Origin of the sequence: Tardiphaga sp. 285_C5_N1_2 (genome assembly GCF_052076065.1) — a bacterium.
Lineage (GTDB): Bacteria > Pseudomonadota > Alphaproteobacteria > Rhizobiales > Xanthobacteraceae > Tardiphaga > Tardiphaga robiniae.
Window position 1 is genome coordinate 4,550,156 of sequence record NZ_CP197241.1, and the last position, 12,604, is coordinate 4,562,759.

Annotated in this window: 12 protein-coding genes; 7 read left to right on the top strand and 5 right to left on the bottom strand. The window is 63.4% G+C overall.

The features are described from left to right. Window positions 1–78 precede the first annotated feature (78 nt). On the bottom strand, window positions 79–483 hold the full coding sequence (locus AB7951_RS21470; RefSeq protein WP_439062401.1) for an Imm63 family immunity protein: 405 nt from the start codon (window positions 481–483) through the stop codon (window positions 79–81). A 160-nt stretch (window positions 484–643) separates the two neighbouring features. Between AB7951_RS21470 and AB7951_RS21475 the strand changes: the two genes are divergently transcribed. Continuing rightward, window positions 644–877, top strand: coding sequence for a hypothetical protein (locus AB7951_RS21475; protein WP_439062400.1), 234 nt, complete (start codon window positions 644–646; stop codon window positions 875–877). Window positions 878–906: 29 nt separating this feature from the next. Here the strand turns inward: AB7951_RS21475 and AB7951_RS21480 are convergent, their stop codons facing one another. Beyond that, the gene (locus AB7951_RS21480) at window positions 907–2,040 is read right to left on the bottom strand and encodes an arsenate reductase/protein-tyrosine-phosphatase family protein (RefSeq protein ID WP_439062399.1); all 1,134 of its coding nucleotides are present in this window, start codon (window positions 2,038–2,040) and stop codon (window positions 907–909) included. A 26-nt stretch (window positions 2,041–2,066) separates the two neighbouring features. On the opposite strand from AB7951_RS21480, the gene AB7951_RS21485 reads away from it, so the two are divergent. The 4 genes from AB7951_RS21485 (at window position 2,067) to AB7951_RS21500 (ending at window position 3,426) form a co-directional block, all read left to right on the top strand. Beyond that, entirely contained in the window at window positions 2,067–2,504 is a 438-nt protein-coding gene (locus tag AB7951_RS21485; RefSeq protein WP_231077876.1) for a hypothetical protein, read from the top strand. Window positions 2,505–2,611: 107 nt separating this feature from the next. Next, the gene (locus AB7951_RS21490) at window positions 2,612–2,776 is read left to right on the top strand and encodes a hypothetical protein (RefSeq protein WP_439062398.1); all 165 of its coding nucleotides are present in this window, start codon (window positions 2,612–2,614) and stop codon (window positions 2,774–2,776) included. 120 nt (window positions 2,777–2,896) lie between these two features. Next, window positions 2,897–3,115: a hypothetical protein gene (locus tag AB7951_RS21495; protein ID WP_068731389.1), complete on the top strand. Its 219-nt coding sequence runs from the start codon at window positions 2,897–2,899 to the stop codon at window positions 3,113–3,115. A 122-nt stretch (window positions 3,116–3,237) separates the two neighbouring features. Next, the gene (locus AB7951_RS21500; protein ID WP_068731284.1) at window positions 3,238–3,426 is read left to right on the top strand and encodes a hypothetical protein; all 189 of its coding nucleotides are present in this window, start codon (window positions 3,238–3,240) and stop codon (window positions 3,424–3,426) included. A 44-nt stretch (window positions 3,427–3,470) separates the two neighbouring features. Here AB7951_RS21500 and AB7951_RS21505 read toward each other — a convergent pair whose 3' ends face one another. Further along, a complete protein-coding gene (locus AB7951_RS21505; RefSeq protein ID WP_439068754.1) occupies window positions 3,471–4,445 on the bottom strand; it encodes a VOC family protein in 975 nt (324 codons plus the stop codon). Window positions 4,446–4,653: 208 nt separating this feature from the next. Here AB7951_RS21505 and AB7951_RS21510 point away from each other — a divergent pair, with 208 nt between their 5' ends. After that, window positions 4,654–6,516 carry a tannase/feruloyl esterase family alpha/beta hydrolase gene (locus AB7951_RS21510; RefSeq protein WP_439062396.1) on the top strand — a complete coding sequence of 621 codons (1,863 nt, stop codon included), beginning with the start codon at window positions 4,654–4,656 and terminating at the stop codon, window positions 6,514–6,516. 323 nt (window positions 6,517–6,839) lie between these two features. Continuing rightward, window positions 6,840–9,026 (top strand): TonB-dependent siderophore receptor, encoded by a 2,187-nt coding sequence (locus AB7951_RS21515; protein ID WP_439062395.1) that lies wholly within the window; start codon window positions 6,840–6,842, stop codon window positions 9,024–9,026. Between the two features lie 279 nt (window positions 9,027–9,305). Here AB7951_RS21515 and AB7951_RS21520 read toward each other — a convergent pair whose 3' ends face one another. Continuing rightward, window positions 9,306–10,925, bottom strand: a complete 1,620-nt coding sequence (locus AB7951_RS21520) for a hypothetical protein (protein ID WP_184513914.1) — start codon at window positions 10,923–10,925, stop codon at window positions 9,306–9,308. 53 nt (window positions 10,926–10,978) lie between these two features. Next, window positions 10,979–12,271, bottom strand: a complete 1,293-nt coding sequence (locus tag AB7951_RS21525; RefSeq protein ID WP_089261652.1) for an adenylosuccinate synthase — start codon at window positions 12,269–12,271, stop codon at window positions 10,979–10,981. Between the last annotated feature and the right edge of the window lie 333 nt (window positions 12,272–12,604).

Consider the following 12,604-nt stretch of genomic DNA (forward strand, 5'->3'; position numbering starts at 1 on the left):
TGGGATCGCCCGACATAGCGAAGCCTGTCGCGCCGCCCATTGCTCACATCACCCCTGCTTCCGAGCGATGCATGCCGATCAACGCCCGTCGACATAAGGATGACGCGAGAGGATATTGTCGAGTCCGGCGCGGCAGCGATCCGCCCATGCAGGATCAAGCCGGCCCAGCAATGCGAGCTGATGCGCAAAACGCAGGCGCCTGATATCGTCGGCGTTGGAATTGCGGTGCATGAGTTCATAGGTTCCGGCCATCGCCGAGGTGATGGTCTCGAAAGCCCAGTACATCAGCTCATCTAGATCGTCGGTGGTCCGCATGTCGTATCGCTCGCCGCATTCGACGAACATGTAGTGGAAGTGCCCGTCATGCTCGATCAGCGCACGGCCGGAATCGACATGCCGATACCCCGGCAGCAGCTCCTCGGGCGCATGGATGCGTGCGGCAAGCACGCGCATGCGGTGATCGACTTGCTCAAGGGGTGTCACGGCAGCGGCCTCGTGATTGGCCAATGCGGCCGTGGGACGGTGGCGATAAGTCGGGATAACTGCGCACCAGGTTCACTCAGACAGAGGGCACCAGACGGCAGCAGCACGCCTGAACCCGATCTTCGCGCGCGCCGACATATGGGACGAGGTGCCGTAGTCGATGTCCGAGCCAAGTCCCCTTCTGGAATTCATCATGCAGGCGCTGGCATCAAAGCCGGAGGAGCGCGGCATTCTGTTTTACGTCATACTGACATTCACCGTCGGCATCGCCATTGCTGTTACATGGCCATTTGGCGGCACGCCGGGTGATGTTCTGACCGGCTACGGGATCGTGGTGGTGGCGGTCGGCAGCGGCGTGTTGCTGGTGAAGTGGTTCTTTCACAGCATCAATTGATGCGGTCTTCGCGGTTCGCGGCGTTGGCCTTACGCCACGCCCGCGCGATGCACGCACGGCGCAAACGGATCGACCGCCCACGCTTCGCCAGATTTGAGCCACGCCTGACTAATATCCAGCCAATCCGCCAGCGGCAGCAGCCGGAGACCAAAGGGCGTTGCCCAGCCCTGCGACTCCGTCACGAACGGCGCATCGTCATGAGGGCGGCGCACGATCTGAACCACATGGGTGATCCCGCGTGGACGCGGATGGTTCGCGGCCCATGCTCCACCACTCTGTCGCAAGCCGATCGTTGCAAAGCGCGGCAGGCTGTCGAGATCGATCCGATCGCCTTCGAGAATAAACCCGGTGCGGGCCTCGATGACCTCGATCATACGATCGGACCAGGTCGAAATCTCGGCAATCTCACTGACACTGAAGAGGTCGCTTCTGGATGCATCATTCATCGCCTGCATCGCACTGGACAGCAGCAGCGCCGCCCAGCCGGAGCAATCGATGACCGGCAGATCCCACGCAAGTCCTTCGGACTTGACGCCGCCTTTATAGCCGACGTGCCCCACATGGCGCTCGACGAGTTGCCACATGGCGGGAGCGATCAGGCTCCTATGGGGAAGTTCAGCCAGCTCACGCACCAGACGCGCGACATGCGCCTTCAGCTCGCCCAGCGCGACGTCGGGAGGCGCCACGTCAATGTCATGCACGTGCCAATAGGTCACGCGATCTTCCCAGCCCGGAAAGCGCTCCGCCAGCAAGGTGCGGTGCTCGGCCTCCTTCACGGCCACGACCATATCGGACGCTGCAAGCGCATCATGCGTACAGACCACCGGCATTCGCGATACGCCGAGGGGCGAGATGCCATCGACGGTCAGTGCGTCGATGGTCTGCCGCGCCATCGGGCCGACATTGTCCTTGCCCCGCTCGATGGCCAGGGCGTGCGACGTCGCCTCCCAGTCCAGACCGGCGCGGCGCGCCAGGTGATTGAAGAGTTCTTCCGCATAGCGGCTGCGATAGTAATTGCCGGTGCAGAGGAAGAGGACGGTCCTGACCATGGCCGAGTGTGTTTGGTCGGGCCCGCATTTGTCAATTGCAGCGCCCTCGCCGCTCGCGAGCCCATGGACCCCGCAACCATTTTGCTGGATTGTGCCGGCCTCGCCTTGCGCCAACGAATCATCCCTCGGAGGACACCCCCATGTCGCGCTCGCTTTTCCGCACCACCCTCGTCGTCGCCCTCGCCTTGATCGGCGCAAGCCTGTCCTCCGCAGCTTTCGCCGATAGCGGCACGATCCGCATCAATGTGCTGAAGGGCGGCTGGTTCATCGGCGCGTCGGGCGGTTCGGGCACGCTGACCTTTCGCGGCCGGACCTATCCGCTGTCGATCGGCGGCTTGAGCGCGGGCCTCGTGTTCGGCGCGTCGCAGACCTATCTGTCCGGCCGCGTCAGCCGCATCAACAGCCCGGGCGATGTGGCCGGCGTCTATGGCGCAGGCGGCGCGGGGGCTGCCGTCGGCCGCGGCGTCAGTGCCATCGTGCTCACCAACGAGAAAGGCGCGCTGCTGGAACTCAGCGGCCGCCAGACCGGATTGATGGTCAATGCCGATCTCTCGGGCCTCGCCATCTCGCTGAGGTAAGCAGCGAGCCCTTGTGGAGCACGGACGCCTTGCTCCAAGGCGCCCGTGCAACACATATCCGCGAACCGACGCCTCGACGCGCGATAGGCCGCATTCGGGAATGGCGCTTGATCAAGCCCCCCGTTCAACAAAATGGCAGGGGTCATCGATCGCGCGAATGTGCACGCGATGTCATCGCGGCTTCATACTCGCTAAAGATTTTACCGATTTCTTTTTTGCGCAATGGTGTGCAGCGCAATGCGCGCGACGCGATGTCGCGCAACACCGCGTGAAGGTTCACGCCCGCACTTCAAAACAATGTCACCAGCCGTCATCCACGTTTCATCGCACGGGCCAAGATACGCCCCAATGCGCCAGCATGGTCCGCGCAGCTCGAGACGACGGAGTGTATCATGACAACCGACCCGACACCGAAGTTCGACGCAAACTATGTGGCCACGCTGCGCCAGGTGCTGGATATCGCTGTGCAGCAGATCGCCGTGCAGCATCGTACACCGGCGACGAAGGCGATGATGGCGGAGACCATCGTGCGCCATGCGGCCGGCGGCATCACCGATGCCCATGCGCTCGTGTCGCATGCCGTGACCGCAGGCGCCAACGGCGCGCCGTAACATTGCTGCGCAATCTTTCGCAACGCGAAAAGCGGGAACTGCCACGTATTTGATGGCATGCCGCCACGTCTTCGCCAAACCGGACAGCGAAGTTCCATCGAAGCCGATGGAAAACGATACCGATGATTATGTCAGAAAATTATTTCAGAGACCGCGCGGACGATTGCAACCGCCTCGCTCGCGAGGAGAGCGATCTGGAGATGCGCGGCATGCTCTGCGATCTCGAACTGGATTATCGCGCCAAGGCGCTCCATGCTGCAGCCCATGGCTGGCGCGACGCGCCGCGGTATTTCGAATTGGCTGAGGCGTAGCCCTGTCGCGCGCGACAGCAGACCGGCCGAAATCTTTCTCGACCTTACGCTTTCACGAGCCGCACCTGGGTGCCCCAGGGATCGGCGATCGCAATGCCATCTGCGATCGACACGCCTGACAGGCCCGCCGCCGCAAGACGGCGCTTGCGGTCAGTTATGACAGCATCATCGGCAATACGGAGCGAAAACCAGGCCAGCCCGGTCTCCTGCGCATTGCGCGGACCGCTGCCGGCGCTCTGCCATGTGTTGATGCCGATGTGATGGTGATAGCGGCCTGACGACAGGAATGCGACACCCGGCCGCCCGAGCCGCGTCGGCTCCATGCCGATCAGCCCCTCATAAAAACTGCGACCGCGCGCGACATCGCCGACGCGCAGATGCATGTGGCCGATACGCAGCGCCTTCGGCGCGGTGTGATACTGATCGCGGGTTGTGTCCGTCTGCGCCACGATATTGTCGATATCGAGCTGGTCGGTCCCCATGGTGACCATGTCGCCGGTCCATGTCCACGCCGATGGCGGCCGGTCCGAATAGACCTCGATGCCGTTGCCCTCGGGATCGGTGAGATAGGAGGCTTCGCTGACATGATGGTCGGCAAAGCCATCGAACGGCGTGCGCGCCAGCGCGGCATGGACCAGCCAGCGCGCGAAATCGGCACGGCTCGGCATCAGGAACGCGGTGTGAAAAAGCCCGGCGGTGGTCTGCGCTTCCAGTGGCGCATCGGGCCGATGGATCAGATGCAACAGCGCCACGCCATCGACGCCGAGCACGACCTCGGTCTTGTCCGCGCTGATGGTGTCGAACTTCAGCAGGTCTATGTAATAGGTCCGCATCTTGCCGAGGTCGCGGACGCGCAGCGCCGCGGCGCCGATACGCATCGGCGTCTGCTGCGCGAAGGGGAGCGCAGCCGACGCGGCCGCGCCGAGATCGACACCGCCCTCGGCACGCACCGCGCCCATCAGCGCGGTCTGGCTGGCAGCAAAGGCGGCGAGCTTCATCACCTGTCGGCGCGTGGTCATGCGGGGTCCATGGCGGCAGAAGGGGTTCAAGAGCGGATCATTGTGGATAGCAGGCGACCGCACGGGGTCAAATCACATCGCTGTAGGCCCAATCCACGGGGCCCTTTTTAACATAATGTTACGTTCCGACATCGTTTTGGTAGTTGATCGCAGAGGCGAAGTGAGGAGAACTCACCCCAACTCAAAAATAAAACAGACGGGAAACGCCATGTCGACAGCCCCCCACATCATCCATGATGACAGCCGCACGCGTGCCATCGTGACGGCGATGGCCTTGTTTGCTGCGCTATGCGGCGGCACCGCGCCCGCTTCCGCACAGCAGCTCGCCTGCGACGACGGTATCAAGACTGCATTTCATCCGGATGAGGCCACCACCGTGGTGGCCGTGCGGGCGATCAAAAAGGGCGAGGACCTGGTCGCACAGGATTCGCCTCGCCCGATCACCATGGCGGCGGACATGTGCCTTGTGAAGCTTCTGGTGGGGCCAGGCTTCACGGCGGAAAAGGACAAGACTGCACGCTCCTGGTCCGAGGGCATCGGCATCGAGATCTGGCTGCCGACACCGGCGAACTGGAATACCCGCATCCGGAACTACGGCGGCGGCGGCTGGGTCGGCGGTGGCCATCGCATCGCCGACAAGATCGGCAGCAAGGTGCCCGCCCTCGTCAACGCCAATATGGGTTATGCCTCGGGCACCACCGATGCAGGACAACCCTGGTATCAGGACGGCTCCTTCACCTTTCTCTCCGACGGCAAGGTCAATGCCGAAGGATTTCGCGACTTCTCGGTCCGCGCCATGGTGGAGCAGGCCGTCAAGACCAGGGCGCTCGCCACGCTGTATTACGGCAAGGCGCCGGCTTACACTTACTACGATGGCCACTCGCAGGGTGGCCGGCAGGGCATGAAGATCGCCCAGGACTATCCCGAGCTCTATGACGGCTACATGATCGCACAGCCGGCGCTGAACATCCCGCAATTCGGCACGGCCGCGCTGTATCCGCAGATCGTGATGAAGACCGAACTCGGCTTCACCGCGCTCGACAAGCCGAAAGCCACCGCCTTCGCCGCCAAGATCGACGCCGCCAACAAACGCGCCCTCGCCTCCTGCGACAAAGCCGGGATCGGTTTCCTGCTCGATCCGTTCGCCTGCGATTACGATCCCGCACGCGATGCCGCAGCTCTCTGCAACGGCGAGGCTGGCGAGGGCGTTACCGGCAGTAATGCCAATGCGGCAACCTGCATGAGCATCAAGGAAGCGATGGCGCTCGACAGGATCTGGTTCGGCGCAACGCCCGATGGCAGCTATGACGCCGCGCAAAGCTCCGACAGCCGCAGTGGCAAGGTGCTCGGCACGAAACAGGTGTGGTGGGCCTTCACCAGGACCACGGCGATCGGCAGCCAGATCACCGGTACAGCCGCCGGCAGCGTGGCCCTGGCCCTGCAGGACGTCCGCTACGCCGCCGATGCCAGCGCCACCAACCCGTCGGACATTCCGTTCAACAACGGCTCGACCACCGAACGCAACAAGTGGCAGGAGCTCAGCTATGCCGATCTGGCCGATACGGTGAACAAGAACCTTGCCCTGCAACCCACTTTGTTCAGCAATCTCGGCACCGACAAGGCGGATCTCGGCAAGTTGCGCGATCTCGGCCGCAAGATCATCGTCTATAGCGGCCTTGTCGACGACGCGATCCCTCCAGCGGGCAACGTCAACTATCACGAGCGCGTCGCCGCACAGATGGGCGGCCACGCGGAGGTGCAGAAGTTCATGCGGATGTATCTGCTGCCCGGCTCGGCCCACAGCTCGCAGGGCCGCGCCTATACCGTGGGCGGCCAGAACGATTCCGTGCCGCTGCCGAAACTGCCGGGGAATGCCAACCAGACGCCGACGCGCGAGCAGGATCAGTTCTTCACCGCGCTGACGGACTGGGTCGAGAAAGGTGTGGCTCCCGGCGAGATCACACTGACGTCGCGCGACAGCAAGTTGAGCTATCCGGCTTGCGTCTATCCGCTGCGGACAGTGTGGAATGGTGGAGCAGTGACACAGGCGGGGAGCTTCGGCTGCAAGTAGCTGTCATTCCGGCGGCGCGAGAGCGAAAGCTCTCGCCTCTCGTTCGTTATGGCCGGACTTGATCCGGCTATCCACAAATTGCCGCTCGGTACGCTCCTGCGATTTTAACGATTCTAGTGTGTAGAGGTTCTAACTTGGCAGGTAATGCCATGCGCGATTTGATGTCCTAGAGACCACGCAGGAATCGGGCTCAGTCAGTCCGAACGACATGCGGGGCGTTATCGGTGGGGATCGTCGAAAGAAAAGTCACCAAGGCAATGTGTCTTGGTGCAGCGAGTTCTATTGTCTTGTTGATGGGCCTGTCAGCGCAAGCAAGCGCACAAATGCTTGCGCAAGCCACCGGCACGGAGACGCCTTCAGCGCGCGCCACGCAGCTGGATCCCGTCATCGTTCAAGGCAGCGCAGACCGGCGCGCCAAACCCAAGAACACTGCGCGCAGCAGCGCGTCGCGCACCGCCGCACGGGCGGCGCGCACAGCCACGCGTCAGGGAACAGTCACTCCGAGCAATGTGCCGGGCGCCCGCGCAACGGAATCCGCATGGGGCCCCGTTCAAGGCTATGTGGCCACGCGAAGTGCCACGGGCACCAAAACAGATACGCCTCTGATCGAGACGCCGCAGTCGATTTCGGTGGTGACGCCGGAGCAGATGCGCGACCAGGGCGCGCGAACCGTCGGTGAGGCGCTAGCCTATACGGCGGGCGTGCAAACCCAGCCCTATGGCTACGATGCCCGCTATGACCAGTTCCTGATCCGCGGATTTGCAGCTAACCAATACGGCAACTACCGCGACGGCCTGCGGCAGGGTAACGGCTCCTTCGCCTATTTCCGCAACGAACCCTACGGTGCCGAGCGTCTCGAAGTGATGCGCGGTCCGTCCTCGGTGCTATACGGCGCCAACGAAGCCGGCGGCATGGTGAACTATGTCAGCAAGATGCCGCTTGAGAAGCGGCTCAACGAAGCCGGGCTCGATATCGGCAATTTCAATCGCTATCAGGGCCGTTTCGATTTCAGCGGGCCGACGCTCGACAACGACAAGCTGCTCTATCGCTTCACCGGCCTGGTGCGTGACAGCGGCACGCAGATTCCCGGCACCTGGGACGATCGCGTGTTTCTGGCGCCGAGCTTCACCGCAAAGCTGGGCGAAGACACGACGCTCACGGTGCTGGCCGAATACGAGCGCAGCAAGACGTCGATGTGGCCGTATTATTTGCGCAACCCGGCGACGGGCGTGGTGACCAATATTCGTCTCGGCGATCCGTCATTCGATGCGCTCACGCAGTCGCAGGCCTCGGTCGGCTACAGGCTCGAACATCGCTTCAATGAGGCTGTGACGTTCCGGCAGAACGTCCGACTCGGGCACGTGTCGTTCGAAGGCAACATGGTCGATGCGCTCAGTCTCGCGCCCGACGGCCGCACGTTGAACCGCTACGCGGCAACCTTCAAGGAAAGCCTGAACACCTTCAATATCGACAATCAGGTCCAAGCCAGGTTGGCGACCGGCCCGATCAAGCATACGGTCCTGGCCGGAGTCGATTACTTCCGGCAGGGAACGACCTTTGGCTCCTATGCGGGCGCCGGTCCGTCGCTCGACCTGACAAATCCTGTTTATAGCACTTCGGCGCCGACATTGCCCTTGTCGCTTCTAGGCGCCAACAGCCAGACTCTCGGTCAGCTCGGACTTTACGCGCAGGACCAGATGGCACTGGGCGGCTGGCGGCTGACCATCGGCGGCCGGCAGGACTTTGCCGAGCTCTCGGACCATAACGACCTGTCAGGCGTGACCACCACGAGCGACCCAAGCAAGTTCACAGGCCGCGCAGGATTGCTGTATCTGTTCGACAACGGGCTCGCGCCTTACGTCAACTACGCGACATCGTTCCTGCCGCAGACCGGCACGACGCGCGGCGGCACGCCGTTTGCGCCGACCACAGGCGAATCCTTTGAGGCCGGCATCAAGTATCAGCCGCTTGGCTGGAACAGCTACTTCACGGCGACCTGGTTCAACCTGACCAAGGACAACGTCCTGACAACCGATCCGGTCTTCGGTTCGCCGTACTCGGTGCAGACCGGCCAGATCCGCTCACGCGGAACCGAACTGGAGGCGGTGCTGTCTCTGGCAGAGGGACTCAAGGGTGTCGCGTCCTATAGCTATACTGACGCCACAGTGACTCGCAGCAACGGGGCCGATCTCGGCAAGGTGCCGATCGGCGTGCCCACCCAGCAGGCGGCGATTTTCCTCGACTACACCTGGCAGACCGGTCCGATCGCGGGCTTCGGTGTCGGCGCCGGAGCGCGCTGGATCGGACAGACCTGGGCTGACGACATCAATACGATCAGAAACCCTGCGATCACGGCGTTCGATGCGGGTGTGCATTACGATTATCGCGGCATGCGCCTGGCCGTGAATGCGCGCAATCTGTCGGACGAGCGTGTTCCGATCTGCAACGGCGGCACTTGCACCTTCACACAGGGGCGCACCGTTCTCGGCAGCCTGACAACGCGATGGTGAGCGCGCGCCTGCGAAACCTCTGGTGAAGCAGTTCTGGCTGCAGGAATGACGTGAAACGACGGAGCGGCGCAGGCGGATAGCTTTGAGGGCAAGTAACCGTAGCCTCAACATCGATTTGTTGGTCCAGGCAATGCACTCTCATTCGTCATGGCCGGGCTTGTCCCGGCCATCCACGCCTTCCTTTGGCACGGCTCAAGACGTGGATGCCCGGCTCAAGGCCGGGCATGACGTGGAGAGATCGGTGCAGATCACGAGCGGCTGACCAGCGCGCTTGATCTGTTACTCGCCCCAGGCCGCGAAGGCGTCGTTGAAGGCACGCTCGCCGGGCGAGCCCTTCTCGATAGCGATGATGGCGCGGCGCTGGTTGGCATAGACCAGCGGGATATCGAACCATGACCGCTCCTTCAGGAGCTGCAGGTTGCGCGCGCGATCGCTTTCGACATTGCTGAGACCGACCAGGAAGAAGCCGTCGGTGACCTTGACCGCGAGGCCCGCCAGCGGCGTGCCGCGGGCCTGCTCGTTCGACTTCATCAGCACGCCCGGAACATTGGCGATGCCGCCGCCGGCGAAATCGGGCGGCAGAACGAAAGTGAGTTCGGCCGTGTGGCTGGCAGGCAGCGACGTGTCGGTGTTGCGGCGGAACGACATGGTCATCTTGAACTTGCGTTCCGGAATCTCGATGTCCGCGCGCACGGCGATGTCACCAGGCTTGCCGCCGGTGCCCTTGATCTGCTCGGTGCGCCAGACCACCGTGCCGACATATTGCCGGCCCTTCGGTTCGGCCGGGTCCTCGTCATAGAGCACGACGCGCTGTGCGACCGGCGCGATCTGATCCGACGACGACGGCTGACCGACGCGATCAGCGATTTTCGGCCGCGGCGCCAGCGGCGCATCCTTGTTGTCGGTGACAACGGGCGCCGAACCGCCAGCGAAACCGCGCACCATCTTGTTGATCGTCGGCCAGCCCAGAATCACGGCACCGATCAGGATCATCACGATGCCGATGAGAAGCGCGGTCTTGAACGGGAAACCGCCGCTGACGCGCTTCGGCTTCGGAGGCTTGGGCGGCTTCGCCTTCTTGCCCTTGGAATCCTTGATGCGCGACGGCGGCACCTGCGACTCGTCGCCGTCCTGGCCGTCGTAAGCCGTCTCGTCGTAGCCGAACGTCTCGCTCCGCGCTTCCATGCTGGGTTCGAGACGATCGAATTCCGGCGTCGGAGACGGCACGTTGGCGTAGGTCTTGCGCGCCGCGCGGTTGGCCTGCGCGGCGGCGCGACCGAGATCGTCGACATCCGCGGTGACGTCACGGAAGCCGCGCATGGCGGCATCGCCCTGGTCGCCGCGATCGTTACGGGCGGGCGGTGGTGCTGCCGGATTGTTCTCGAAGCGGCGCGGCGTGCCTGATCGTTCGCGGGTTGGCGGACCGCTCGGATCCTGCGCACCGGCATTGGGCGACTGCTGCTTTGGAATCGGCGGCGGATCGACGCGCAAGGTGCGCGGCGGGCGCGGCTCTTCCGGCCCGCGGGGAGACGCCGGCGTCGGCGTAATCGGCTGGCGGCCGCGCGGCGACGGCTCGGCCGGCGTGGCACCGGCACGCGGCCCGGCATTGCGGAAAGCATCGCCGGCGCGCGGCTTGCCGTCGCCCGTCGTTCCAGCCCCCGCAGGCCGCGACGCATCGCGAGCGCGCTGGGCCGCTTCGGATTCGACCTTGCGGACGGCCTCTTCGAGCGACAGCCGCTCCCTAGTGATCTCTGACTCGCTGAGGGGCGGCTCGACACTGCGCAACTGGGCAATCAGAGCCGTGCGGGCGCGCTCATAGAGCGCGCGCCGCTGCTCACCGGGAGCACTGGGGTCCAGTCCGGCGATGGCACGGGCGATCAACGGGTAGTAATCAGCCATCTCGACTCAATGTTGCGGGTGCATCAATTTGGAGGCTATCCGGTAACAGTCCGTTAAGCCTCGAACGGGTTTTGCACCAGAATAGTATCTTCGCGTTCCGGGCTCGTGGAAAGCAAAGCAATCGGACAGCCCACCAGTTCCTCGATCCGGCGCACGTATTTGATCGCCTGCGCCGGCAGATCGGCCCAGGAGCGCGCATTCGCGGTCGGCTCTTTCCAGCCTTCAATGGTCTCGTAGATCGGCTCGATCCGGGCCTGGGCGCCTTCACCGGCCGGCAGATAGTCGATTTCCTTGCCGTCGAGCTTGTAGCCGACGCAAACCTCGATGGTGTCGAAGCCGTCGAGGATGTCGAGCTTGGTCAGCGCCAGGCCGTTGATGCCGCAGGTGCGGACAGTCTGTCGCACCAGCACCGCATCGAACCAGCCGCAGCGGCGCTTGCGCCCGGTATTGACGCCGAATTCCTTGCCGCGGCGGCCGATCTCTTCACCGATCTCGTTGAGCAGTTCGGTCGGGAACGGACCCTGGCCGACGCGCGTGGTGTAGGCCTTGCAGATGCCGAGCACATAGCCGACCGCGCCCGGGCCCATGCCGGTGCCGGTCGCTGCCTGCGCAGCAACCGTGTTGGACGAGGTGACATAGGGATAGGTGCCGTGATCGACATCGAGCAGCGCGCCCTGCGCACCTTCGAACAGGATCCGCTTGCCTTCGCGGCGCTTGCTGTCAAGCAGCCGCCAGACGGCCTCAGCGTAGGGCAGCAGCACCGGCGCGAATGCGGAGAGCTCCTTCACGATGTCAGCCGTGTTGAATTCTGCGAGGCCGAGACCGCGGCGCAGCGCATTGTGATGCGTCAGCAGGCGATCAACCTTGTGTGGCAGCGTGGCGAGATCGGCGAGATCCATCAGACGGATGGCACGGCGGCCGACCTTGTCTTCATAGGCCGGGCCGATGCCGCGCTGGGTGGTGCCGATGGCGGTGGCCTTGTTGGCATTCTCGCGGAGCGCATCGAGCTCGCGGTGCAGCGGCAGGATCAGCGTGACGTTTTCGGCGACGCGCAGATTGTGCGGGCCGACATCGACGCCCTGGCCGCGGAGCTTGGCGACTTCATCGACAAAGGCCTGCGGGTCGAACACCACGCCATTGCCGATCACCGAGAGCTTGGACTGGCGCACGACGCCGGACGGCAGCAGCGCCAGCTTGTAGGTCTGACCATTGATGACCAGCGTATGACCGGCATTGTGGCCGCCCTGATAGCGGGCGACGACATCAGCCTGATCCGACAACCAGTCAACGATCTTGCCCTTACCCTCGTCGCCCCACTGGGCGCCGACGACGACAACATTGGCCATTTGGCGCTAGTCCTCTGAAAATACACGCGTCGAAGCGTGATCAGCGCGGAAAACGGTCTGCCGTTTGCCGGATCACGCCCAGGCATCCGCCTAAACGCGGCCAATGATCTTGGTTACCCAAGTCTTCCAGGACGCTGTCTGCGATGCAAAACGGGAATAAAGGAAGCGCGGGGGGAAAACAAGCACGAACGCCCCGAAAATGGCCTCGTTAGCCTCATGCAAACCTTTGATATCCCCTGAAAATCCGGGGCGATGTGGCGAGATTGCGGCAGCGCTCGCGGCCCGATTACTGAGAATGCTTCTCAATCTCACATGGTCGTGAGATCGGCCATC